Raw genomic sequence first — 24796 nt, 5'->3', positions numbered from 1 at the left:
TTGTGAAAATCCCTATTGAGTGATTTCTGAGGCCAGATCCGCGATCGCCTTCATCACGGCATCCCTGACGCCGGGATCGTACAGCGAATGGCCGGCGCCCTCGACCATGCGAATTTCAGAGTCCGGCCATGCGGCGTTTAGCGCATGCGATGTCGCCGGCGGGCACAGCAGATCGTAGCGGCCTTGCACGATCATGCCATGAATTCGATTAAGCTTTTTCGCGTCCGCCAGGAGTTGACCCGGTCGCATAAAGCACTCGTTCTGGAAGTAATGCGCTTCCATGAACGGCGTGGCGGGCAGGGTGCGCGTCGAATTGAGCGAATTAGGATCGAGCCGGAGACGCCCGGGCGCGTGTTCGGAAAGGACCCGCTCGGTGTCGTGCCAGGCGCGGGCGGCCGGGCCGTGCACGGCTGGATCGGGAGAGAGAATGCGGCGCCAGTAGGCATCGAGCGGCTTCACGCGCTCTTTCCTCGGCAAGACTTTAAGGAAATCGTCGCTGAGGTCCGGATGGAAGCGCGGCAGCGCGTGGAGAAATGCGCCTTCCAATTCTTCGCGCGTGCCGAGAAAAGTCGCGCGCAACACGATGCCCGTGACCCGGTCGGGGTGCGCCTGCGCGTAAGCCAGCGCCAAGGTCGCACCCCAGGAGCCGCCGACAACCATCCAGCGCGGGATGGCAAATTTCTCGCGGATGATCTCCATGTCCGCGATCAGATGGGAGAGCGTATTGTTTTCGCGGCCGCCCTTGGGGCGGCTGCGGCCCGCGCCGCGCTGGTCGAACAAGACGGCGTGAAAGCGCTCGGGATCGAACAACCGGCGGTGATCCGGTTGGCAGCCGCTGCCGGGCCCGCCATGCAGGTAGACCGCGGGAATGCCGCCGGCGCGGCCGAGGGTTTCGACGTAGACCTCATGGCCGTCGCCGACCGATAGCCATTCTGACGTCAGCGGCGCGAACGGATCGGCGCGTTGGTTTAGGGATTTGCCGGCGTCGGCGTCAGGCGCCATCGTCGCCGCCTGTCTCCAGCGTGCCACCGGCGAAATTGCGATAGATGAAACGATTGTTGTTGCTGGCGGCCTCGGCCTCGGCCAGTTTGAAGATCTGCTCATGCATCGGCGACAGCGTGCAGGCCGGGTCGGTATTGCCGGCATTGCCGGTCAGGGCAAAAGCCTGGCAGCGGCAGCCGCCGAAATCGACTTCCCTGAATTCGCAGCTCTTGCAGGGCTCGGGCATCCAGCCGGTGCCGCGATAACGATTGAAGGCTTCGGAATTCTGCCAGATCCAGGCGATCGAATGATTTGAACGTACCGAGAGGAATTCGAGCCCGGTAATGCTTTCGGCGGCATGGCATGGCAAAATCTTGCCGGCAGGCGAGATGTTGAAGAACTGCCGGCCCCAGCCGCCCATGCATTTCTTCGGGCGCAGCGCGTAATAATCCGGCACCACATAGTCGATGGCGAGGACGCCCTTCAGCCGCGCCTGCGCCTCCTCGACAAGGCGGCTAGTTTCCTCGATCTGCGCCAGGGTCGGCATCAGCGCTGCGCGGTTCTTAAGGGCCCAGCCGTAATATTGCACATTGGCGACTTCCAGCCGGTCGGCGTCGAGATCGACCGCCATCTGGATGATGTCGCAAAGCTGATGCAGGTTTTGCCGATGCATGACCGCATTGACCGTCAGCGGCAAATCCAGTTCGCGCGTCCATTTTGCGACTTCTATTTTCTTTTTGTGCGCATCCTTGAAGCCGGCGACCCGATCGGCGACCACCGGCTCGTTGCCTTGAAAGCTGATCTGCACATGACACAGCCCGGCGTCGGCCAGCGCGCCAAGCTTTTCCTTGGTCAGCAGCACCGCCGACGTGATGAGATTGGAGTAAAGCCCGACATCGCTGGCGTGCTGTACCAGCTCGACCAGATCCTTGCGCGCGGTCGGCTCGCCGCCGGAGAAATGGATTTGCAGCACACCGATCTCGGCCAACTCGGAAAGGACCTTCTTCCATTCCTCGGTGGTGAGTTCACTGCCACTGCGGTCCAGCTCGACCGGATTGGAGCAGTAGGGGCATTGGAGGGGACAGCGATGCGTCAATTCGGCGAGCACCGCGAGTGGAATCCCGAACGTCTCGGCGGTCGAGCCGCGGCCCTCCAGCACCGCGAGCCCGTCGGAGGGTTCGCTTGCCGCTACGCCGGCATCGGTTAGCGTCGGACTCACGAAGCCTTCTCCCGCGCTTCAATCAAAAATCCCTTGTCGGCAAGGTCCTGCAGCATGGCGACGACATCGGTCGCAATCGCGCCGCGGTCGGCTGTGTATTTCGCGGCGAGCTGGTCGACCATCTCGCCGACGCTGCGGACGCCATCGCAAAGCCTTAGCACCTCTACCGCGATCTCGTCCGGGGCCAGCACGCGCTCCGGCGCCAGGATCACCCAGACCTGCCGCGTCTCATCGAATTTCAGCTTGGCATGCCGCGGCAGCACGGGCCGGCTCGCCTCGCTGACATTGATGTTGCGGCTGCCTGCCATCGCTTTGCCTCTAGTTGTTTGAGCATGATCTTTTCGGAAAACCGGTTCCCACTTTTCCGGATCATGCTCTAGTTGGCTTTGGGCACAAACGCGCCCGGCGGCACATGGCCCTCGACATAGGCATGATACAGCGCATCGAGCTGGACCCAAAGCACATTGGTCTTGAACAATAGCGCATTACAGACGGCTTCGCGCTCCGCCGGCGTTTTGGCATTGGCCTTGACGTAATCAAGGGCAAAATTGGCGTCGCGCGGCGCCTGCTGCATCCGCCGGCTGAAATAGCTCATGATGTCGGGATTGACGAAGTCGTAATGCGCCAGCATGCCCGAGATGCGTTCCTCGTGCAGGTTCGGCGCGAACAGTTCCGTCAGCGAGGAGGCGATGGCTTCCAGCGGGGACTTGTCCCGGACGAAATGCACATAGGCGTCCACCGCAAAGCGCGTCGCGGGCAGGATGCCTTCGGCGGATTCCACATAGGCGCTGTCGAGCCCTAGCCCTTCGGTCAGCTTGAGCCAGCGCTCGATGCCGCCTTCGGTGCCGAGATCGCCGTCATGGTCTTCGATGCGGTGCCGCCATTCCAGCCGGGTGCCGCGGTCGCGGAAGCGCGAGATCACCACCGCGTCTTTGATGGGGATCGTGCTCTGGTAATAATAGCGGTTCAGCGCCCAGGCCTGCACCTGTCCCTTGTTCAGCTTGCCGCCATGCAACAGCCGGTGAAACGGGTGCAGATTGTGATAGCGGGTGGCCCCGATCTGGCGCAGCGCCGCTTCCAGTTCCGCAGGTGTGTTCAGCGGTGTGTCGCTGCCGAGCGAAAACGCGGTCATCCCGTTCAAGGTCGCTGCGTTCGAGGTTACTACGTTCAAAGCACGATCTCCGTTCCATCGGCGGGAATCTGCCAGCCCGCGCGCTCGGCCATCTTGCGCTCAGGCGAGGAGGGCAGCAGCGCCGGATTCGAATTGTTGATATGCAGAAACATCTTCTTCCCGATATCAAGCTGAGCCAGCGCCTCGATCGCGCCATGTTCGCCCGACATCGCGATATGTCCCATGCTCTGCCCGGTCTTGTTACCGAGGCCGGCGGCAATCAACTCATCGTCGCGCCACACCGTGCCATCGAAGAAGACCAAAGGCGCACCGGCAAGCCGGGATTTCAACTCGTCCGTGACACCGGCGCAGGCGGCGAGAAAATAGAAATGTTTTGCCGTCGCTCTGTCGCTGACCCGAAGTCCAAGCGTGTCGCCGGCGCCGTCATCGCCGCCGGGGTGAGTCTCGCCTTCGAGATACCACGCGCTCTTGCCGGGAACCGTGAACGGCAGCACCTCGATGCCGGACGGCGAGCCGTCGGGCAATGCCGGCTCGAATGCCTGGTCCACCTCGATCGCCTCGCGGCGCACGTTCTTCTCGTTCAGCACGTTGAAGATGCTGTTGGCCTTGAGGATCGCAAGCACTTTTGCGTGCGCGTAGATCGAAAACGGCGAGCCTTCGCGCATCGACAACAGCCCTGCGACCGCATCAATTTCTCCGTTGGTCAGGATGACGCCCGATATCGGAGAATGGCGAAGCTCACCTGCTTTCGGATGAAGCTGCGGTGTTCCGATCAGTTGCTGGCGCAGATCGGGAGACGCATTGATCAAGAACCAATGCTCACCATCACGGCTGACCGCGACCGAAGCCTGGGTGCTCTGAAGTTCGGGTTGCTCGGTTCGCGCTGTCCTGCAAACCGCACATCCGCAATTCCATTGCGGAACGCCACCACCTGCCGCGGCGCCCAGGACGACGACGCGAAGCATGATCCGTCTCCCGGAGAATCCAAGCTTTGAGAGATTCCGAGCTTGAAAAAGCTCGAAGGTGGACACCGGGAATGGCCACGATCCTCGATTCAGGAACGTGTCACGCCTGGAGGTCCACCTTAAGTCAAAACGTGAAGCTTCAAAACCTGAAGCCCTCGCAGCCGCTTATTTGCGGGCGGCGCACGCATACATGTTGATTTCCATGCCGACCGGCACTTCGACGATCTTCGGGGTCTTCCAGGCCATTTTGGCTCTCCTTGTTAAACCGGACGAACTCCGCCCTCACCCAAGATAAACTAATCGGGATTGAAAAGTTCGCCAGTGAAATCTTTTGTCATAAAGCCTTGGATTCCTATGCTGCATCGCGAAAGGATTTCACTTATTTGTGCGCCGCCGCTGTCAAACCAAAGATGGATCAACGGGTTCAGACTGGGCACGCTGATCCGGACACGCGCGCCACGTCGAGACCGTCCGGCGCACTCCAGATAAAGAACTCGTGAGAACTCGCCGGTTCCTAACAGCCCGGCCCCAGCCAAAGTGGATTTCAAGCTATGCCGCGCTATTTCTTCAATACCCGTATCGGTGATGAACTGATCGCCGATCCCGAAGGTGAAACTCTGCGCAATGCGGACCGCGCCTGGGAAGTCGCGCGCGCGATGATCCGGGAACTATTAAAAACCGAAGGCGCGCAAGCGGGCTTGTTGAATGCGGTCATCGAAGTGACCGACGATGAAGGCGAGATCGTGCTGGAGTTTCCGTTTACCGAGGCGCTTCTCGGTCGCTCCGATATTCCCGCGACAAAACACTGACGCGCTCGGGGCGCGACACCCCCGGCTCGCCGATATTCCACCGCGTCGCGTCTCACCTTACGATCTCACCCCGTATGTTTCCGATTGCGCATGGGCGGAGAAATATCGGAGACTGCCGTCCAGGAAAGCTCACTTGGCGCCGGCATCGTGTTGCCGCGTGGAAAGGGCTTCCACCATAGGGGAGAACGTCATGAGAATCTATTCACCGCCGCGCAGCCTGTTGCTCGCCGGCGCTTTTATCGGCGCATTCACGTGTGCCGCCGCCGCGCAGCAGCCGGCCAATCCGCCCGCCGCGGCGGCGCCCGCTGCCGCCGCGCCGCTTCCGCCGGGTTCACCGCTGATCGGGCGTCCCGACAACGTGGCGGCGGCGAAATTGGCCCCAGTCGTGGCGCCGCCGCTCCCGGCGGCAACTGACAAACTGCCATTGGCGAAGCTCAAGGTACCGGCCGGATTCAATATCGAGGTCTATGCCGCCGGCATGGCCAATGCGCGTTCGCTGGCGCTCGGCGACAAGGGCACGGTGTTTGTCGGCAGCCGCCTCGTCGACAAGGTCTATGCGATCTCCGACAAGGACGGCAAGCGGACGGTCAAGGTTCTGGCCTCAGGCCTCTACCGCCCGAATGGCGTCGCGTTCAAGAACGGCACGCTCTACATCGCCGAACTGTCGAAAATCTCCAAGATCGACAAGGTCGAGGACAATCTTGATAATCCGCCGAAGCCGACGGTGATCTACGACAATTTGCCGAAGGACGAGGCCCATGGCTGGAAGTTCATCGCCATCGGACCCGACAACAAGCTTTATATTCCGGTCGGGCAGCCCGGCAACAACGTGTTGCATGACGACGCCCATGGCCAGATCAGGCGGATCAATCTCGACGGCACGGGCGCGGAAGTGGTCGCACTCGGCGTCCGCAATTCAGTCGGCTTCGACTGGCATCCGGAAACCAAGCAGCTCTACTTCACCGACAATGGCCGCGACTGGCTGTCGGAAGACGTGCCGCAGGACGAACTCAATCGCGTCACCAAAGTGGGTGAGGATTTCGGCGCGCCCTACTGCTACCAGGGCAATATCCCGGATCCCGAATTCGGCTGGGGACGTTCCTGCAGCGAATTCACCGCGCCGGTCGGCCTGATGGGACCGCATACCGCTTCGCTCGGCATGCGCTTCTATACCGGCAACATGTTCCCGAAGAGCTACAAGGACGCCATCATCGTGGCCCGGCACGGCTCGTGGAACAGGTCCAACAAGGCCGGCGGTGACGTCGTCGTCGTCAAATTGAACAAGGACGGCACGGTGAAGTCGATCGAGCCGTTCATCACCGGCTTCCTGGAAGACAACAAATATGTCGGCCGTCCGGTGGACGTGCTGCAGATGAAGGACGGTTCGCTTCTCGTCTCCGACGACTGGAACGGCGCCGTCTACCGCATCACCTACGGCAAGCCGAAGGTGGCGTCGCAGTAAGTGATGCAGTCATTCCGGGGCGATGCGATGCATCGAACCCGGAATCTCGAGATTCCCCGATGCGCAATTGCGCATCTGGGGTCTGGTGCTAACGCACCATCCCGGAATGACGGAGTGACGGGATTGCTTCGTCGCTTCGTAATGACGAATGAGGGTGCCAGGACTAACCGATGCATAAAATTTTTGCCGCCCTCGCGCTCGTGCTTCTTGCATCCTCCGTCAAAGCCGAAACCATCGAAGAGCGCGCCGTGACCTGCTTTGCCTGTCATGGCGAGCACGGACAGTCCGAGACCGAAATTACCCCCTCGCTCGGCGGCCAACAGGCGCCCTATGCGCTGATCCAGCTTTTCATGTTCCGCGAGAAGCTGCGTGACTTCGAGCCGATGAACGAAATGGCGAAGCCGCTCACCGACGACGATCTTCGCGCGTTCTCCGACTTCATCGCCAAATTGCCGAAACCGCAGCCTCCGCCCGACGCCGGCGACCCGGCGCGGCTGGCTCGCGCCCAGGCGCTGGTGCAGCAGCATCGCTGCAATTCCTGCCACAACACCGATTTCTCCGGCAAAGACAATGTTCCGCGCATCGCCGATCAGCGCGAGGATTACCTCACCAAAACCATGCGGGAATACAAGGACAATACCCGCCACGGCTATGACGGCACCATGGCCGAGGTGCTGCAGCCGGTGACATCAGATCAGATCGCCGATCTTGCCTATTATATCGCCCGCCTGCGCTGATCCCCCATGACGTTCGCCCGCTGGCGCTGCCGTCAAGGCGGCGCTACAAGCGGGCGTTCAAGCGGAGCTACTCATGGAAGATCTCTGGCGCCTGTCGGCCACCGATATTGCTGCCCTGATACGGTCAAAAAAGGTGTCGGCGAAGGAGGCGGCCTTGGCGGCGCTGGCTCGCCTCGACGCGGTCAACCCCAAGATCAACGCCGTTATCGACCACCGCCCGGAAGACGTGCTGGCCCAGGCCGGCGCCGTCGATGCGGCGATCGCGCGAAACGAAGATTTGGGCCGGCTTGCGGGTGTACCGGTCACCGTCAAGGTCAATATCGACCAGCAAGGGTTTGCCACCACCAACGGCCTCAAACTGCAGCGCGACGTGATTGCTAAGAGCAACAATCCCGTGGTCGACAATCTGCGCAAGGCCGGCGCTGTCATTCTGGGGCGCACAAACTGCCCGGCGTTTTCGTACCGCTGGTTCACCACCAATCTGATCCATGGCGACACCAAAAATCCTCGCGACGCTGGCATCACGCCGGGCGGTTCGTCCGGAGGGGCAGGGGCGGCGGCAGCGGCCGGGATCGGGCATATCGCGCACGGCACTGATATTGCCGGATCGATCCGCTATCCCGCCTATGCCTGCGGCGTTCATGGCCTGCGGCCGACCGTCGGCCGCATCGCGGCCTTCAATGCCTCGCTGCCGGAGCGCCCGATCGGGCCGCAGATTTCCGCGGTGTCGGGCCCGCTCGCGCGCACCATCGGCGACATAAGGATTGCGCTCCAGGTCATGTCCGGCAGGGATGCGCGCGATCCCTGGTGGGTGCCGGCGCCCTTGGAGGGGCCCGCGATGCCGAAACGCGCCGCGCTGTGTCTAGCGCCGGATGGCCTCGAGACGGTCGCGGAAGTGAAAGCCGCGGTCGCGGATGCGGGCAAGCGCCTGGAGCGTGCCGGATGGGTGGTCGAAGAGGTCGAGCCGCCGCCGCTGCGCGAGGCCGCCGAACTGCAGACCAAGCTTTGGCTCGGCGACGGCTATGAAGCGCAACTCGAAGCCGCCGAGCGCGAAGGCGATCCCGGCGCGCTTGCCTGCCTGCGCGGCAATAGGGCAAAAGTGTTTCCATTCGACGCGGCGGCGTTCTCGCAGGCGCTGACGCGGCGGGCGACATTGACCCGCGAATGGCTGCAGTTTTTCGAGACCTACGCCGTGTTGCTGACACCGGTATCCGGCGAACTGCCGTTTCCCGACGGCCTCGACCGGCGCGACGACGCCTCGTTTGCCCGGGTCTGGCGGGCGCAGATGCCGCAAATTGCTATTCCCTTCATGGGCCTGCCTGCGCTAACGGTCTCCACCGGATTGGTCGGGCGCGTACCGGTCGGCGTTCAGATTGTCTCCACCCGTTACCGCGAGGATCTGTGCTTGGCCGCGGGTGTGGCGATCGAGGCGGGTGGAACGCCGCGGATGCCGATCGATCCCGTTAGCTAGAGCATGATCCGGAAAAGTGGGAACCGGTTTTCCGAAAAGATCATGCTCAAACAAAAAGACCAATGACCTGATCCCGCGGAGAAGCAGCGCGATGTCTGGCGTTTATGATTTCACGGCAAAGTCGCTTGCCGGCGAGGACGTGCCATTAAAGCGATTCGAGGGGCAGGTGTTGCTGATCGTCAACACCGCGAGCGCCTGCGGCTTCACCCCGCAATACAAGGGGCTTGAGGCGCTGCATCAGGAACTCAGTCAGCGCGGCTTTTCGGTGCTCGGATTTCCCTGCAATCAGTTCGGCAACCAGGAGCCGGGCGACGCAAAACAAATCGAGCAGTTCTGCACCAGCAATTATGCCATCACCTTCCCGATGTTCGCCAAGATCGACGTCAATGGCTCTGGTGCCCACCCGCTCTACGAGTATTTGAAGAGGGAAAAATCCGGACTACTGGGTTCGTCGATCAAATGGAATTTTACAAAATTCCTGGTCGATCGCGCTGGGACGGTGGCGGCGCGGCATGCGCCGACCGCGAAGCCCGAAGGACTGATCAAAGAAATCGAGGCCCTGCTATGAACGAGAACGAAGACGCCGTCAGCGACCAATTGCCGGATCGCCTGTCGACCGATCCGAAAAGCCCTTACTACAACGCCGAACTCCTCGCGCGCGATGTCGGCATTCGCTTCAAGGGCGTCGAGAAGACCAATGTCGAGGAGTATTGCGTCAGCGAAGGCTGGGTCCGCGTCACCGCCGGCAACGCGAAAGACCGCTACGGCAACCCGCTCACCATCAAGGTGCACGGCCCGGTCGAGCCTTATTTTCGCGACAAGGGGCCGTCCTGATTCGTTTCCCCGTCATTGCGAGGAGCCCTTGCGACGAAGCAATCCACTCTTCCGCTTGTGACGCAGCAATGGATTGCTTCGCTTCGCTCGCAATGACGGTGTAGATAGTTTTAGCCATCCCTCGAAAGCAAAAGCCATGTCCGTCCGTATCGTCGACGTCCGCGAAGTTACAAAACCGATCTCGTCACCCATCCGAAACGCCTATATCGACTTCACAAAAATGACGACGAGCCTCGTCGCGGTCGTCACCGATGTCATGCGCGAGGGCAAGCGCGTGGTCGGTTACGGCTTCAATTCCAACGGCCGCTACGGGCAGGGCGGCCTGATCCGCGAGCGGTTTGCGCCGCGCCTCTTGGAAGCCGATCCCAAGAAACTGCTCGATGAGGGCGGCGATAATCTCGACCCCGACAAGATCTGGGCGACGCTCATGTCGAACGAAAAGCCGGGCGGCCATGGCGAGCGCTCGGTCGCGGTCGGTACCATCGACATGGCGGTGTGGGATGCGGTGGCGAAGATCGCAGGCAAACCGCTATTTCGTCTGCTAGCCGAGCGCCACGGGCGAAACGCAAATCCGCGCGTGTTCGTCTATGCCGCCGGCGGCTATTATTATCCGGGCAAGGACCTCTCCGCGCTGCGCGGCGAGATGCGCGGCTATCTCGACCGCGGCTACAACGTCGTCAAGATGAAGATCGGCGGCGCGCCGATCGAGGAAGACCGCCAGCGCATCGAAGCGGTGCTCAACGAGATCGGCAAGGGGGCGCAACTCGCGGTCGACGCCAACGGCCGCTTCGATCTCGAAACCGCGATCGCCTATGCCAAGATGCTGCGCGACTATCCCTTGTTCTGGTACGAGGAAGCCGGCGATCCCCTGGATTTCCAATTGCAGGCAGCCCTTGCGGAATTCTATCCCGCGCCGATGGCGACCGGCGAAAATCTCTTCAGCCATCAAGATGCCCGCAATCTCCTTCGTTACGGCGGGATGCGGCCGGACCGCGACTGGCTGCAGTTCGATTGCGCGCTGTCCTACGGGCTGTGCGAATATCAGCGCACGCTTGAAGTGCTGAAAATCCAGGGCTGGTCGCCAAGCCGCTGCATCCCCCATGGCGGCCATCAGATGTCACTCAATATCGCCGCCGGCCTCGGGCTTGGCGGCAATGAGAGCTATCCCGATCTGTTCCAGCCCTATGGCGGTTTCCCCGACGGCGTGCGCGTCGAGAACGGCCACATCACGATGCCGGATTTGCCGGGTATCGGCTTTGAGGGGAAATCCGATCTCTATGCGGAGATGAAGGCGCTCGCGGCGTAATGTGCTGTCATTCCGGGGCCTGCGAAGCAGGAACCCGGAATCTCGAGATTCCCCGATGTGCAATGGCACATCTGAGGTTCGCGTTTTCAACGCGCCGCGGAATGACGGCGCGTGGTAGAAGGCGCCGTTACGACAGCCGCATATCCAATAACCGCCGGCCTTCGCTCTTCAACAGCTTCTTCACCGCACTCGACGCGGCGATCTCGCCCTGATTGGCGTAGGCCTCGTGGTTCTTCTCGATATCCTCGAGGCGATAGAGATAGTTGACCATGATGCCGGCCGACTCGCGAAGACCCTTCGGCGAGAGATCGCCGAGCCAGTCGATCCGTTCCAGCCGCGCGCCATTGCCGAGATGGAACCGCGCGACCGAATCGATCAGCCGTCCCTTCGGCGTCCGCGCTTTCAGGAAATAATGCGCCGCGAGCGGCTCCAGCAACGCCCGCAATTGCGCCGCGAGCTCCGCATTCCCAAACCAGTCGGGCTTGTCGAGACTTTCCAGCAGTGCCCGGTCTTCGTCCGATACCGGAACGTCGCCCGCCTGCTTCAGCCATTGCATGAAGCCCGGCACTGGCGACAGCGTCACGAACGTGTCCAGTTTCGGCAATTCGCGCCGCAATTCCTCGACCACCTGCTTGATCAGGAAATTGCCGAAGGAAATTCCGCCCAAGCCGCGCTGGGTGTTGGAGATCGAGTAAAACACCGCGGTGCGGGCGCGCTCGATCGGCACCGGTTTTCGGTCTTCGGCGAGCAGCGGCGCAATGGCGCCGGGGATCGCCTCGGTCAGCGCCACCTCGACGAAAATCAGCGGTTCGTCGATCAGGGCGGGATGAAAGAACGCGTAGCAGCGGCGATCGTCGGGATCGATGCGGCGGCGCAGATCGTTCCAGTCGCGGATCTCGTGCACCGCCTCGTAGCGGATGATCTGTTCCAGAATGTTGGCGGGCGTCGACCAATCTATCCTGCGCAGCACGAGAAATCCCCTGTTGAACCATGACGACAACAGATGAACGACGTCGCGGTCGAGCGCGGCGAGATCCCTGTGGCCGTTCATGAGGCGAAGCAGATCGGCGCGCATCGCCACCAGCTCGCTGGTGCCGCCGGGCGCGCGGTTCAACCGGCGGATCAGCTCCTGCCGGCGTGGTTCGGAAGCAAAATGCAGCTCGCCCGCGTCGGCATCGTTGGGCTGCGCGCGCCAGCTCTCGATCGCCTGCGCCAGCCTTTCGCGGTCCGGACCGAAGTGACGCGCCAGGGTTTCGAAGAACTCAAGCCGGCCGGCGTCGTCAAGATGGCGATAATGATCGAGCACCTCGCTCGCCATCGCGGTACCGGAGGCTTCGCCCCGGCCCGACAGCAATGCATCGCATAATTCGATCAGCCCGGAGGAATCCTGTTTTCCGTTCGCTGACGTTCCGCGGCGCAGCAGCGTCCGGCCGCGCTCGGAAATCGAGGCCAGCAGGTCCGAGAAAAAGGCGTTGTTCATGGCGGGCAATTCGAATCCAGGCACGGCGGAACATTACATGGATTTAAGGCGGAGCGGATCACATTCAAGCGCAACTCCGTCATGCTCTTGCCCGATCGGCGGCACCATCGGTCACGGGCCGAAACGGCCTTATTTCAGTTCCCAATATTCCGTCGGCGTCTTGCCGGTGACCTGCCGGAACGCGTGGGAAAAGGCGGGTATGCTGGCATAGCCCAGCTCAGAGGCGAGCTGCTTGACCGGGACATTGGGCTCCATCGACAATCTTTCGATTGCGGCTGCAATGCGCGCGCGCTGGCACCAGCTTTTGAAACTTAGTTGCGTCTCCGATGAAAACAGCCGCGACAGCGTCCGCGCCGAGGTGCCGACCTCGCGCGCCAGCGTCTCGATCTCATGCGACGCGGTCGGATCGGCGAGCACGATGTCCGCCGCGCGCCGGCAGCGCGGCTCGTGCGGCAATGGAATGAAGGTCGCGGAATCCTCGGCCTGATGCAGTTCGAGCATGGCCAATCGGACCAGCAGCCCGGTGCGTTCGGAATTATTGCGGCCGTCGAACAGCGCGAGGATGGTCTCGTGCAACAGCCGCGACACCCGCACCACGAATTCCGCTTCCAGGCTCGCGCTGCGCTGTTCCCGCCTGAGCCACGCCACATCAAAATACAGCGTGCGCATGTCGATATCGGCGAGCACGTCGATCGCATGTTCGAGCCGCGCGGGCACCCACACCGCGCGGTCGGGCGGCACCAGCCAGCGTCCTTTCGGGGTCGTGACCTGCATGGTGCCGCGCGCCGCATACACCAATTGCGCCTCGCGGTGCATGTGGGTGTCGAGCCGCACGCCCTTTTTGTAATGGCGCGCCACCAGATGCACGCCATCGCCGGTCGTGCGTTGGCCTCTCAGAAGGGCCGCGATTGGCGTCTCGGCGATACTCATTGGCGACATCCCGTCAGGGCAAGGACATATAACCTATCCCAAGAAATTAGAGGAATCGTCCATGAACAGCCCCGCCCGGGTGATCGGGTTTGTCAACGCCGCCCATTTCATCGACCATTATTCGATGCTGATTTTTGCCGCCGCCGTCATCGTCATGGGGCCGGCGCTCGGCATGGCCTATTCGGAGCTCTTGCCCTACGCCACGCCGGCATTTGTGGCGTTCGGCGCCGGCTCGCTGTTGACCGGCTGGTTAGGAGATCGCTGGAGCCGCCGCCACATGATGGTGATCTTTTTTGTCGGCATCGGCGCCTCGATGATCGCCGTCGGCCTGGTGCAGACCCAGCTTCAGCTCGGCGCGGCGTTACTGTCGATCGGCGTGTTCGCATCGATCTATCATCCGGTCGGCACCGCCATGATCGTGTCCTACGCCGAGCGGCTTGGCCGCGAGATGGGGGTCAACGGCGTCTGGGGCAATCTCGGCGTCGCCTCCTCGGCGCTGGTCACCGGTGTGATCGGCCAATATCTCGGCTGGCGTTTTGCCTTCATCATTCCCGGCATCGTGACGATCCTGATCGGCGTGGCCTTTGCGCTTTCAGTGGTCCATGAGGACCGCACCGGTGCGAGGCAGGCGGCGGCGCAGGCGCGCGTGGCGAAAGAGGACATGTGGCGGGTGATCGTGGCGCTGTTGATCGTGGTGATCGCGATCTCCACGACCTTCAACGCGGTGACGGTGGCGCTACCGAAACTGTTTGCCGAACGATTGGCCGATCTGACCAAGAGCCCGGCGCTGCTCGGCGTCATCGCGGCCTGCGTCTACGTGTTCGGCGCGATGACGCAATACACCATCGGCAAATTGCTCGATCGGCATTCGCTGAAAACGGTCTCGCTGCCGCTGTCGTTCGTATTGGCGCCGTTCCTGTATCTGGCGGCGACCCTGTCGAACCTGCCGCTGATTCTGGTGTCGATCGGCATCGTGATGGGCGCGTTCGGACAGGTCACCGTCAACGACGCCATGGTCGGCAAATACACCAGCGAGGAATGGCGCTCGCGCGCCTATGCGGTGCGCTATTTCATCGGCTTCACCGCGGCCGGCGCGTCCGTCGGCCTGGTGGCATGGTTGTACCAGCAGGGCGGCTTTGTCACCATGCTGCATGCCTTCGCCGGGTTATGTTTGCTGGTGATCGCGGCGGCGATCATTTTGCCGGCGGAGATCAAGGTGCCTGCTGCGGGCGCGAACTGAGTGCGGCGATTTCCCGCGTCACTCGCGCGTCCATTCGTGTGGGGCAGGCTTGTTCCGACCCGGGAATATGATAGCCTTTTGGTGGCTAAGTAAAGTCAGGTCTTCGGGGGCAATTTTTTTGCGCCTCTAGAACCGCCGTTTGCGGTTCATGGAGACTCGATCCATGGCTGAAATTCGTAACTTCAAATCGGGCAAAAACCGTGGGCCGCCGGACGATGCGACGCCACGTCGCCTTGCCGCGATCGTCGCTGGCGACATCGCGGGCTACAGCCGCTTGATGCAATTGGACGAAGAAGGCACGCACAATCGCGTCAAGCGGATTGAGCGTGACCTGATTGAGCCCACCATAACAGAACACCACGGACGACTCGTCAAAACCACCGGCGACGGTTTTATTGCGATTTTCGACAGTCCGGTCGAGGCGGTGCGGTGCAGCATTGTCATCCAACAAAATTTGGTTGGTCGCAACGCATCACTTCCAAGGGATTATTGGGTTGAGTATCGGATCGGTGTCAACCTTGGCGACGTCATTATCGAGACCGACGACATCTACGGCGACGGCGTCAACATTGCATCGCGGCTGGAGAGCATCGCCGATCCCGGCCAGGTCTACATCTCGGGCGGCATTTACGAGCAGATAAAACACAAATTGGTTTGCGGATACGAGTCGCTCGGCGATCGTCGAGTCAAGAATATCACCGATCCGGTAAGGGTCTATCGTGTGCTGCCCGACCCGGCCGCTTTTCACAGGACCCGGAGGCGGCGCGAGAACTTTCTGCTTTTTTTGCTGAGCATTGCTTTGATGGTTATCGCCGGTGGGGCTCTCTGGTACCTGCTTTCGCAATCGCGGGGCAAAATGGGCAACCTGGCGTCAGCTCCGGTCACGGCCCCAGCGGCACCGCCGAGTGCGCCCTCCTTGCCGGCACCCGCCGCGGGACCGGCAGCACCGCAACCTCAGCCCGCTCCCTCCGTAGCACCAATTCCGCAACAAGCGGCGCCACGGCCTTCGCCCACTCCTTCGGCGGCACCAGCCACCCAACAAGCAGCGCGGCAACCTAAACCCGAGTCCAGCGCCACGCCTGCCACGCAGCCGGCCTCAGTGGTCCGAGAGCCCGAGATGAAAACGATGCGCGCCGGCATCTTCACCATGGGTAGCAATGACGATGTGACCGAAAAACCAACTCACCAGGTGACGATCAAGCCGTTTGCGATGAGTCAGTACCCGATTTCCGTTCGCGACTGGAACGAATGCGCCGCTGCGAAGGCATGTTCGTTCGCGGCAACCGGCAAAGATGATGCACCCATCACGAACGTAAGCTGGAGCGATGCAAAACAATTTGTCACCTGGCTCGCGGGCGCAACGCGAAAGGCCTATCGGCTGCCAAGCGAAGCCGAATGGGAGTATGCAGCGCGCGGGGGCACGCAAACAAAGTACTGGTGGGGCGATCAGTTTCAATCCGATATGGCCAATTGCAAGAATTGCAACGACATCGCGGGCGCCGAGCAGCCGGTGAAGGTCGGCAGCTTCAAGCCAAATCCGTTTGGACTATACGATATGGGTGGCGGCGTCGATCAGTGGGTCGAGGACTGCTGGCACAAGAATTACCAGGGCGCTCCGGCGGACGGTTCAGCATGGGTCGAGGGCGAATGCGGCTCGCACGTCATTCGATCCGGTTCCTGGAAGAATGACGCCCGTTATGTCCGGCCATCAAACCGCGACAGCTACGACACCAACGTCCGATATCCCACCCACGGATTCCGCGTGGCACTGTCCCCTTAAATTGAGAAGAGGACGTATCATGAAGATTACGAGGCTGATCGCGCTATCCATAGTTCTGAGTTTTCTGCCGTTTGCCGCCTGCGCTCAAGGAAAGCCCGCGCCAAAGGATGCCCTTCTCTATTTTGTCTGGCCGCAGGACGGCGCCACGATCAAAGGCGGTTTCTGGTGTCGTTTCGGGCTGCGCAACATGGGCGTAACTCACGCAGGCGATAATTTCCAAAACAGCGGCCACCACCATTTGCTGGTCGACGTGAATGAACCGCTCGAACCCAACGAACCGATTCCGCAAGACAAGTCACATCTTCATTTTGGAGCAGGCCAGACCGAGGCGCGCATCGAACTTCCGCCCGGCAAGCATACCTTGCAACTGGTGTTGGGTGACGCCGCTCATTATCCGTTCAACCCTCCGGTCGTCTCAGACAAGATTACCATTAGGATCAAGTAGACGTGGCGCCGCCAGTATTCGTTCAACGCGAATGTGCGCTGCTCAGACCGCTGACGGAAGAAGCCCCCGGCGACAAGCGCAGCGCATAGATGCCGTCGCCGAGCAGCGCCTGGACGATCAGCGCGATGATCCAGAATGCCGGGAATTCCCAGCCGCCATGGGGATTGGTGAAGAAGAATCCGGCGGCGCCATGCACCGAAAAAATGGCGCCCAGCAAAACCGGCGTGACCGCGATCGCAACGATGCGGGTCCACAGGCCCAGGACCAGCGCGATGCCGCCCAGCACTTCCGCGGTCATGACGAGATAGGCGAGTTCGGGCGGCAGTCCGAGGCTGCCGAAGAACTTCGCCGTGCCCGCCGGGGTGAAGACGAACAATTTCAGGCTGACATGCGCCAGGAAGAGGATGCCGAGGCTGACGCGCAGCAACAGCGCGGCGTAGGGAGCGGTCCGGGTATCGATCATTTTGGTCTCCTGATTTCTCTGAAGGACGTATGATCTATTCTTTTTGAGGGGATAATCTGGTAATTTGGAAATACAGTTCACACTCTTAGAGTGAGATGATCCATGCTGGACCGCCTGACCGGTCTCGAAGTGTTCGTGAAGGTCGCGGCTTCCGGCAGCCTGTCGTCGGCCGCCCGGGCCATGGGGATGTCGCAGACCATGGTCACCAAACACATCGCAGCCATCGAGGCCCGATTGGGCGTCAAGCTTTTCCATCGCACGACGCGGCGGCTTTCGATCACCGAGGCAGGCCGCAACTACCTCGAATCCTCCGGCCGCATCCTTGCGGAAATCGAAGCAGCCGAAGCCGCGGTTGCGGCCGATCGGGTCGAGCCGAGGGGGCTGTTGCGGATCAATGCTCCGGTCTCGTTCGGCACGCGGCAGATCGCGCCTCTGCTGCCGGAGTTCGCGGCGCGCCATCCGCTCGTGACCGTCGAGCTTGGCCTCAACGACCGGTTGGTCGATCTTGCGGAAGAAGGCTGGGATCTCGCCATCCGGATCGGCAATCTCGGCACTTCAAGCCTGATCGCGCGACGAATTGCGCCCTGTCGCATCGTCGTTTGTGCCGCGCCGTCTTATCTTGGGGCGCGCGGCACACCGCGCACGGTCTCAAACCTCTCTGACCATAATTGTCTTGGCTACACGTTATCGCAGCGGCCCGTGGACCAATGGGCGTTTGGCGCTCGCGCGGACGTCGACATTCAAATCGCGGGCAATCTGCGCGCCAACAACGGCGATGCCCTGCTGGTCGCCGCGGTCGCGGGACAGGGCGTGATCCACCAGCCGACCTTCATCGTTGCCGATGACCTGCGTGCCGGCACACTGGTGGCGCTCACGCTGGACCAGCCGACCGTCGACCTGGCCGGCATCTATGCGGTTTTCCTGCCCGATCGCCATCCGCCCGCGAAAGTGCGCGGGTTCATTGACTTCCTTGCGACCCGTTTTTTACCCGAACCGCCCTGGGATCGCGGCCTCGCGCCGCCTCACGCAAGTTTTGTCGCATCAGGATGAAAGGCTGCTCTCCAATGCCGTCGCGTGACGGCTGGGCAGGCCTTCGTGCCATTGCTCGACAATGCGTGCGGCAACGCTCGCGCCTTCGTTGTCGTAGACCTCTCAAGCGCCATACCCACGACGAAGAGGGGCTTGCGATCCTGCTGGTTTCATTGCCGCTTCCCTGGCGGCGTCGCGCCCCGCCATTCCCCGACATGGCCTAAATCTTGAATGCCTAACTTTCGAGCGAAGACAATGTGATCTCGTCGCGAGGCTGATATGGATATGCCATCGGATGCCCCGGTCGGCGGCTTGATCGATCGCTCGGCGACGGGCGTTGTTTCAAGTCCCTCGGACGCCAGGCTCGACCAGGCCAAATACCTTCATCATGCGGGCAGTCCCTGGTTTTTGGCATTGACCGCGCTCGGCGTCGTGTTCGGCGACATCGGCACCAGCCCGCTTTATGCATTCCAGGTGGCTTTGACGGGCACGGGCCATCCGGCGCCGACCGCGGCCGACGTTTTGGGGATTGTCTCGCTCATTCTTTGGGCGCTGATGGTCATGGTCTCGCTGAAATACGTGGTCTTTGTCCTGCGTGCCGACAATGACGGCGAAGGCGGTATCCTGGCATTGCTCTCGCTCGTCGGTGCCGACCAGGTCGCCAAGGGCGCAAAACTTCCCGCCATTGTCCTGCTTGGCGTGATCGGCGCCTCCCTGCTTTACGGTGACGGCGTCATCACGCCGGCGATCTCGGTGCTGTCGGCGATGGAAGGCCTAAAACTGGTCGCGCCGGGATTTGAGCATTTCATCGTGCCGGCCACGATCGCCGTGCTGGTCGGATTGTTCGTGATCCAGCAACACGGCACCGGGATCATCGGCAAGCTGTTCGGCCCGATCATGGTGGTCTGGTTTGTCGTTATCGGCGGACTGGGCGCCGCCAACATCTGGCTGGCGCCCGCCATCCTCAGGGCGGTCAACCCCGCCGAGGCCGCGCAGTTCTTGATTGCCGACCCCAAAGTCTCGTTCGTCGTGATTGGCGCGGTATTTCTGGCGCTCACCGGCGGCGAGGCGCTGTACGCCGATATGGGCCATGTCGGCGCCTCGGCGATCCGCCGGGCGTGGTTCGGCCTGGTGCTGCCGGCGCTGCTTTTGAATTATTTCGGCCAGGGTGCGCTGATCCTTGCTGACCCTACTGCCGCCGATAATCCTTTCTACAAACTGGCACCTGGCTGGGCGCTGATCCCGATGCTGCTGCTGGCGACCTTCGCCACCATCATCGCCTCACAGGCGCTGATCTCCGGGGTGTTTTCGCTGACGCGGCAAGCCATGCAGATGGGATTGTCGCCGCGGGCAAAGATAACGCCGACATCGTTTGACGAGGCCGGGCAAATCTATGTGCCTGCCGCCAATTGGCTATTGATGGTGGGCACCTTGTTCACCGTGGTGTTGTTTCGATCTTCGGAAAATTTGGCGGCGGCCTATGGCATCGCGGTGTCGGGCACCATGCTGATCACCACGATACTTCTGTATCGGGTCACGGTGTCGCGCTGGCAATGGCCGGCCGCTGTCGCGATCCCGGTCATCGCGGTGTTCGGCGCCATCGACGCCACGTTCCTGGTATCGAATTCCATCAAGATCGTCGAAGGCGGCTGGTTCCCGCTCATCGTCGGCACCGTGATCGCGATCCTGATGCTGTGCTGGCGCAAAGGCTCGTGGGAAGTCAAACATCGTCTGCACGAGATGTCGATGCCGCTGCCGGAATTTCTCGTCTACGCCGACAACGCCGTGATCGGCCGGGCGCCGGGAATGGGGGTGTGGCTGACCAAGGTCGATCACGGCGCCTCGCCGATGCTGCTGCGTCACATCGAGCACAACAGGGTATTGCACGAGACCGTGGTGCTGTTGACGTTCATATCCGATCGCCGGCCGCGGGTGCCGTTTCACGAACGCCATTCGGTCCACCGCCTCGGCCACGGCTTCTACCGGATCCAGGTCCGGCTCGGGTTCATGCAGACGCCGGATATTCCGCTGACCCTGATCAACTGCAACCGGCTCGGCTTCGACGCCGATCTCGAGCACAAGAACTATTACATCGCCCACGAGACCATCGTTCGCAGCGAAGAAGGCTCGTCGATGGGGCCGATCACCTTTGCGGTTTTCTCGTTTCTCAACCGGATCGCAAGCCGGGCCCCCGACTTCTTCAAGATTCCGCAGGACGCCATCATCGAGGTCGGATTCCGGGCGGCGATCTGAATTCTTCGCGCCTCCAACGGCCTCGTGGTTCGAGACGCGCGGCGTTTGCCGCGCTCCTCACCATGAGGGTCTAGACCTCATCCTGAGGAGCCGCGCTCTTGCGCGGCGTCTCGAAGGATGAAGCCCGCAACGTGGCCGTCACGGCTCACTTGTCGATCCAGGCATCGCGAAAGCCGTCATTGACGCCGATCGCCGTCGTGATCAGGTCCTTGACCTTGCACCTTGTGATGGTCGGAAATTGCAATTCCAGCATCCACGCCACCGGCACGTCTTCGACCAGGATTTTCTGCGCCTTGTCGTAAATCTCCTTGCGCTTCGAATCGGGCGTCGCGACCGCGCCGTCGGCAAACAGCTTGTCGATCTCGGGGTTGGAATAGCCCTCGACATTGTTGAACACCTGGCCCTTGATGATCTGGCTCGAGATATAGTTGCGGCCGACGCCGAGCGCGGGATCGCCATACTGATAGAGATAGGTGAAGGCGATGTCGTAATCCCAGTCGCCGATCTTCTGGTTCATGCCGGGCACGTCGGTGGCAATTGTTTCGATATTCAAGCCGACGTCCTGCAGGTTCTGCTTCACGGCTTCACCCCAGCGCTGCCAGGTCTCGCCATAAGGCAGCGGCAGCATCCGGATCTTCTCGCCGTTGTAGCCGGCTTCCTTCAACAGCGCCTTGGCCTTGGCCGGGTCATAAGGATATTTCCGCACGTCGTCGGTATAGAACTTGATGCTGGAGGCCGATGGGCCGGTCGCGACCTTGCCGAGCCCGTTCCAGATCACGTCCTTGGCGAAGTCGCGGTCCATCGCATACATGATGGCCTGGCGAATCCGCTTGTCGGCGGTCGGGCCTGCGCGATTGTTGAGCCACAACCAGGAGAGCGGGCTGAAGAACTCCCAGCCGGCGCCGGTGACGCAGGTATCTTTCAGCTTGCTCAGCCGCGGCACATCGAAATTTTCCACCGCGCCGCCGGGCAGCACGTCGATCTTGCCGGTCTCAAACGCCACCGCACGCGCCGCGGCATCCGGGATGATCTGCCAGTAGATCTCGTCGATATAGGGCTTGCCCTTGACGTGATAGTTCGGATTTTTAACGAGGTGGATGAAGGAGCCCTTCTGCCATTCCTTGAACATGAACGGACCGGTTCCGATCGGCGCGTTGTTGTAGGGATTGGTCTTGAAGTCGGTTCCCGCATAAAGATGTTTTGGGACGATCGGCATCGAGCCGACTTCGAAGATGCCGAGGAATGGGCCGAACGGCTGTTTCAAAGTGAAGACCACCGTCAGATCGTCCGGCGCCTCGACCTTTTCGACCTGCACCAGATTGTTGCGCGCCCGCGCATGGGTCTCCTTGAGCATCTCAAGCGAGAACAGCACGTCGGCCGAGGTGAACGGCTTGCCGTCATGCCAGGTCACGCCCGGCTTGAGCTTGAAGGTGTAGACCTTGGCGTCATCGCTGACGGTCCAGCTTTCGGCCAGCCCGGGCAGCGGCTCCAGTTTCGGGCTGTAGCGCAACAACCCTTCAAAGATGTTGCCGGACACCATCTGGGTCGGGCCATTCTGGATCATCGCCAGCATCAGGCCGGGCGGCTCCGGCTGGATCACGGCGTTGACGACGCCCCCCGGCTTTGGCTGCTGCGCCAGCGCGGCGCTTGCGCCAAGGATCATAACGAGGCCGAGCATGATTTTCTTCAGCATGAGTTACCCTATGATGGTTCGAGCCGAGGCTCACATGGTGGCAATGCTTGCCGCAAGGCGAAACTGTCGACAAAGGGCGACCAAAAATTGGACAGCTGTCGATTTTTAAAGCTTCGTGACGTTGCTGCGAACGGTTTTCCCGCTGTGGTCCCTCTGGTGACTTCCTTCGGTTCACTGATATGCTTGTGCTTCGGCCGCGGAGGGGACATGCGTTTTCGAAAGTGCTTATTGCCTGCGTTGCTCTTAACGGCAGCCCTGGCGTCGCTCGTGCCGACGGTCGCGGTCGCGCAACTGAACCAGGAGCGCAATTGGTGTGCCGGCAAGGCCGGAGTGACGCCGGAACTTCGGATCGATAGCTGCACGGCCGTGCTTCAAGCCGGACCGCAGTCTTCAAAACAACTGGCCTTTACCTATCGCGAGCGCGGCCTCGCGTATTTTTCCAGACGCGATTATGAGCGGGCGATCCAGGATTATGATCAGGCGATCAACCTCGATTCCCGATATAGCGATGCCTTCGACAATCGATGCTGGACGCGCATGATCACCGACAAGCTCGACGACGCGTTGAAGGATTGCAAGGAATCGCTGCGGCTGCGGCCGGGCTCCGCGCCGACGCTGAACTCGCTCGGCTTCGTCTATCTGAAGCAAGGTAAGCTCGATGATGCCATTGCCACCTACAACGCCGCCCTGCAGATCAATCCAAAGTCCGCCTATTCCTTGTACGGGAGGGGAATGGCGAAACTGAGGAAAGGCGATGCCGCCGCCGGCAAGGCCGACATCGCGGCGTCGAAAGCGATCAAGGACCTGACCGAGGAAATGAACGGTTACGGGGTGAAGTGAAGGGATGAAGGCTCGACCATAACGAGCCAAGGGGTTGAGGAATAAAAAGGATGGAGAATTCATGTCTGGTCAGTCGTTGCCGCGCATCGCCGGTCTCGTTCTGGGTGTAGCGGTCATGATCGCCGGCCCCGCACGCGCCGATGCTTTGAAGGACGAAATCGCGCCGACTGGCAGACTGCGGGTGGCGATCGGGATCTCGCCGGCCGGCGGCGCGTTCTGGTCCACCAAAAACGAAGCCGGCGGATATGCCGGGGTGCCAGTCGATCTCGGCAAGGAGATGGCGGCGCAGCTCGGTATTCCCGTCGAATATGTCGCCTACCCGAATTCGGGTGAGATCACGGATGCGGTATCGAAAGGCGCCTGGGACGTCAGCTTTCTGCCGAAAGACCCAGAGCGCGAGACCAGGATGTCGTTCGGGCCGACTTATGAAGTTGCTGACGCGACCTACATCGTGAAGCCGGGTTCATCGGTGACGGATTTCAAGTCGCTCGATCAGCCGGGGGTCAAGGTCGCCGCCGTCAATAACACCACCACCATGCGCGGCGCGATAGCGCATCTGAAAAACGCCAAGGTCGTGGGATATCAGACCTATGACGAGATCTTCGGCCTCCTCGAGAACGGCGAGGTCGATGCCTTCGCGCTGTCGCGCGACCAGCTCAACGCCATGGCGAAGAAAATCCCGGGAACGCGGGTGCTGGACGAAACGTTTAAACAGACCGTGACCGCGGTGGCGGTGCCATTAAATCATCCGCTGGCGCAGGCGTTCGTGACCAAATTCATGACGGAAGCCCTATCAAACGGCGTGCTGCGCAAGGCTTATGACAATAACGGTCTGAAGGACACGCCGATCCGGACAAAGTAGAGAAACGCCTCGTCTCACACTGCGCTCAAAAAGTGTCGATACGTGTGGGAGAGAAAGCCGACCCAGATCGGCCAGGCGAGCAGCCAGCAGCATGTGCCAATCGCGGTGGCGGCGGCCCATTGTGCGGGATTGATGTCGGCTCCGAGAGGAACCAAAATCACAGCCACGTAAGCTAGGTCGGTAAGAACGAACGGTGGTACCGCGCAGGCCAAGATGCCCCAAAAAATCCGCCAGACATTTCCGCGGGTGCGACGCCAGGCCTCCTTGAACGTCAGATTAAAATCCCCGGCCGCGCGCGCGGGAAGAAGCAAACACAAGCGCAGCACGAGCGTGACACCGACGATGTACGCCAGAACACCCACGGCGATTAACGCCGGCGCCCTACCGACGCCGGGCAACAATCCCAGCGGCCACATCGGCAAAAGGGTGACCGCCACCGGGAGAGCTGCAATCAGGCTGATCAAGATGCCGATGCCAACATAGCGCCATAGGCTACGCGTGCCGATATTGCTTCCGCTAAGACCCGGTGCTTCGTTCAAAAGCAGCAACCGGTGCCAGGCGACCGCGATGCTGACTGCAGCACATGTGAGACCCAAACCTGCGACGTTACCAAGGACCACCACGGGCATCGATTGTGCCAGCTTCGCTTGCATCTGCGGATTCGCTGTCAGTTCGGCCATCCAAGATGCCTGCAGCCAACCCACTATTCCGTCAAGCGTTGCAATCACGGGCAGCCAAAGCGCGGCTATTCGCAGCCCATCCCCAAAATGCTGGAAATAAGTCGCGTAGGAGAGGCGGATAGTCGGCCACAATGGCAACTTCGGAAAGTGTGAATCCGCGGGACTAACGATTGCGCTCATGCTGG

The 24796-nt window shown here is 61.2% G+C and carries 25 protein-coding genes; 14 read left to right on the top strand and 11 right to left on the bottom strand.

Annotated elements, in window-relative coordinates; all coding sequences use genetic code 11:
- Nucleotides 1–12 precede the first annotated feature (12 nt).
- The 6 genes from pip to pqqA all read right to left on the bottom strand — a co-directional run bounded on the left by pip (nucleotide 13) and on the right by pqqA (nucleotide 4543).
- Nucleotides 13–1002, bottom strand: coding sequence for a prolyl aminopeptidase (pip, locus tag B5526_RS11515; protein WP_079538296.1), 990 nt, complete (start codon nucleotides 1000–1002; stop codon nucleotides 13–15).
- Nucleotides 992–2200, bottom strand: a complete 1209-nt coding sequence (pqqE, locus tag B5526_RS11510) for a pyrroloquinoline quinone biosynthesis protein PqqE (protein WP_079538295.1) — start codon at nucleotides 2198–2200, stop codon at nucleotides 992–994. Before pqqE ends, pip begins: the two co-directional genes overlap by 11 nt.
- Nucleotides 2197–2508, bottom strand: a complete 312-nt coding sequence (gene pqqD / locus B5526_RS11505) for a pyrroloquinoline quinone biosynthesis peptide chaperone PqqD (protein ID WP_079538294.1) — start codon at nucleotides 2506–2508, stop codon at nucleotides 2197–2199. Before pqqD ends, pqqE begins: the two co-directional genes overlap by 4 nt.
- 68 nt (nucleotides 2509–2576) lie before the next feature.
- A complete protein-coding gene (gene pqqC, locus B5526_RS11500) occupies nucleotides 2577–3332 on the bottom strand; it encodes a pyrroloquinoline-quinone synthase PqqC (protein ID WP_079538293.1) in 756 nt (251 codons plus the stop codon).
- 35 nt (nucleotides 3333–3367) lie between these two features.
- Nucleotides 3368–4297, bottom strand: a complete 930-nt coding sequence (gene pqqB, locus B5526_RS11495; protein WP_079538292.1) for a pyrroloquinoline quinone biosynthesis protein PqqB — start codon at nucleotides 4295–4297, stop codon at nucleotides 3368–3370.
- Nucleotides 4298–4462: 165 nt separating this feature from the next.
- Complete coding sequence (gene pqqA / locus B5526_RS11490) at nucleotides 4463–4543, bottom strand: pyrroloquinoline quinone precursor peptide PqqA (RefSeq protein WP_009031067.1); 81 nt, start codon at nucleotides 4541–4543, stop codon at nucleotides 4463–4465.
- A gap of 305 nt (nucleotides 4544–4848) precedes the next feature.
- Between pqqA and B5526_RS11485 the strand changes: the two genes are divergently transcribed.
- The 7 genes from B5526_RS11485 (at nucleotide 4849) to B5526_RS11455 (ending at nucleotide 10916) form a co-directional block, all read left to right on the top strand.
- A complete protein-coding gene (locus B5526_RS11485) occupies nucleotides 4849–5106 on the top strand; it encodes a DUF6894 family protein (protein WP_079538291.1) in 258 nt (85 codons plus the stop codon).
- A gap of 190 nt (nucleotides 5107–5296) precedes the next feature.
- Nucleotides 5297–6568, top strand: a complete 1272-nt coding sequence (locus tag B5526_RS11480) for a PQQ-dependent sugar dehydrogenase (RefSeq protein ID WP_154071263.1) — start codon at nucleotides 5297–5299, stop codon at nucleotides 6566–6568.
- A gap of 170 nt (nucleotides 6569–6738) precedes the next feature.
- On the top strand, nucleotides 6739–7305 hold the full coding sequence (locus tag B5526_RS11475) for a c-type cytochrome (protein ID WP_079538290.1): 567 nt from the start codon (nucleotides 6739–6741) through the stop codon (nucleotides 7303–7305).
- A 73-nt stretch (nucleotides 7306–7378) separates the two neighbouring features.
- Nucleotides 7379–8776 carry an amidase family protein gene (locus B5526_RS11470; protein WP_079538289.1) on the top strand — a complete coding sequence of 466 codons (1398 nt, stop codon included), beginning with the start codon at nucleotides 7379–7381 and terminating at the stop codon, nucleotides 8774–8776.
- Between the two features lie 91 nt (nucleotides 8777–8867).
- On the top strand, nucleotides 8868–9344 hold the full coding sequence (locus tag B5526_RS11465; RefSeq protein WP_079544922.1) for a glutathione peroxidase: 477 nt from the start codon (nucleotides 8868–8870) through the stop codon (nucleotides 9342–9344).
- Nucleotides 9341–9610, top strand: a complete 270-nt coding sequence (locus B5526_RS11460; protein WP_079538288.1) for a DUF3297 family protein — start codon at nucleotides 9341–9343, stop codon at nucleotides 9608–9610. The genes B5526_RS11465 and B5526_RS11460 overlap by 4 nt, the downstream gene beginning before the upstream one ends.
- A gap of 136 nt (nucleotides 9611–9746) precedes the next feature.
- Nucleotides 9747–10916, top strand: a complete 1170-nt coding sequence (locus tag B5526_RS11455; protein ID WP_079538287.1) for a mandelate racemase/muconate lactonizing enzyme family protein — start codon at nucleotides 9747–9749, stop codon at nucleotides 10914–10916.
- Nucleotides 10917–11043: 127 nt separating this feature from the next.
- Here B5526_RS11455 and B5526_RS11450 read toward each other — a convergent pair whose 3' ends face one another.
- Nucleotides 11044–12396, bottom strand: coding sequence for a malonyl-CoA decarboxylase (locus B5526_RS11450; protein ID WP_079538286.1), 1353 nt, complete (start codon nucleotides 12394–12396; stop codon nucleotides 11044–11046).
- Between the two features lie 129 nt (nucleotides 12397–12525).
- Nucleotides 12526–13326 (bottom strand): AraC family transcriptional regulator, encoded by an 801-nt coding sequence (locus B5526_RS11445; protein ID WP_079544921.1) that lies wholly within the window; start codon nucleotides 13324–13326, stop codon nucleotides 12526–12528.
- A 61-nt stretch (nucleotides 13327–13387) separates the two neighbouring features.
- Here B5526_RS11445 and B5526_RS11440 point away from each other — a divergent pair, with 61 nt between their 5' ends.
- From B5526_RS11440 to B5526_RS11430, 3 genes are all read left to right on the top strand, one after another.
- Entirely contained in the window at nucleotides 13388–14566 is a 1179-nt protein-coding gene (locus B5526_RS11440) for an MFS transporter (RefSeq protein WP_079538285.1), read from the top strand.
- A 163-nt stretch (nucleotides 14567–14729) separates the two neighbouring features.
- Nucleotides 14730–16346 carry an SUMF1/EgtB/PvdO family nonheme iron enzyme gene (locus B5526_RS11435; RefSeq protein ID WP_079538284.1) on the top strand — a complete coding sequence of 539 codons (1617 nt, stop codon included), beginning with the start codon at nucleotides 14730–14732 and terminating at the stop codon, nucleotides 16344–16346.
- Between the two features lie 19 nt (nucleotides 16347–16365).
- The gene (locus B5526_RS11430) at nucleotides 16366–16791 is read left to right on the top strand and encodes a DUF4399 domain-containing protein (RefSeq protein ID WP_079538283.1); all 426 of its coding nucleotides are present in this window, start codon (nucleotides 16366–16368) and stop codon (nucleotides 16789–16791) included.
- A gap of 22 nt (nucleotides 16792–16813) precedes the next feature.
- Here B5526_RS11430 and B5526_RS11425 read toward each other — a convergent pair whose 3' ends face one another.
- Complete coding sequence (locus B5526_RS11425; protein ID WP_079538282.1) at nucleotides 16814–17254, bottom strand: DoxX family protein; 441 nt, start codon at nucleotides 17252–17254, stop codon at nucleotides 16814–16816.
- Nucleotides 17255–17356: 102 nt separating this feature from the next.
- Between B5526_RS11425 and B5526_RS11420 the strand changes: the two genes are divergently transcribed.
- Nucleotides 17357–18304 (top strand): LysR family transcriptional regulator, encoded by a 948-nt coding sequence (locus B5526_RS11420; RefSeq protein WP_079538281.1) that lies wholly within the window; start codon nucleotides 17357–17359, stop codon nucleotides 18302–18304.
- Between the two features lie 258 nt (nucleotides 18305–18562).
- Nucleotides 18563–20536, top strand: a complete 1974-nt coding sequence (locus B5526_RS11415) for a potassium transporter Kup (RefSeq protein WP_244562272.1) — start codon at nucleotides 18563–18565, stop codon at nucleotides 20534–20536.
- Between the two features lie 145 nt (nucleotides 20537–20681).
- Here the strand turns inward: B5526_RS11415 and B5526_RS11410 are convergent, their stop codons facing one another.
- Complete coding sequence (locus B5526_RS11410) at nucleotides 20682–22229, bottom strand: ABC transporter substrate-binding protein (RefSeq protein WP_079538280.1); 1548 nt, start codon at nucleotides 22227–22229, stop codon at nucleotides 20682–20684.
- 207 nt (nucleotides 22230–22436) lie between these two features.
- On the opposite strand from B5526_RS11410, the gene B5526_RS11405 reads away from it, so the two are divergent.
- Nucleotides 22437–23069, top strand: a complete 633-nt coding sequence (locus B5526_RS11405) for a tetratricopeptide repeat protein (RefSeq protein WP_079538279.1) — start codon at nucleotides 22437–22439, stop codon at nucleotides 23067–23069.
- Between the two features lie 61 nt (nucleotides 23070–23130).
- Entirely contained in the window at nucleotides 23131–23931 is an 801-nt protein-coding gene (locus B5526_RS11400; RefSeq protein ID WP_079538278.1) for a transporter substrate-binding domain-containing protein, read from the top strand.
- A gap of 14 nt (nucleotides 23932–23945) precedes the next feature.
- Here B5526_RS11400 and B5526_RS11395 read toward each other — a convergent pair whose 3' ends face one another.
- On the bottom strand, nucleotides 23946–24791 hold the full coding sequence (locus B5526_RS11395) for a hypothetical protein (RefSeq protein WP_154071260.1): 846 nt from the start codon (nucleotides 24789–24791) through the stop codon (nucleotides 23946–23948).
- Nucleotides 24792–24796 lie beyond the last annotated feature (5 nt).

The sequence above is a fragment of the Bradyrhizobium lablabi genome (assembly GCF_900141755.1).
GTDB lineage: Bacteria > Pseudomonadota > Alphaproteobacteria > Rhizobiales > Xanthobacteraceae > Bradyrhizobium > Bradyrhizobium lablabi_A.
The sequence above is the reverse complement of the archived record's forward strand: the minus strand, read 5'-3'. Positions and strand labels throughout refer to the sequence as shown.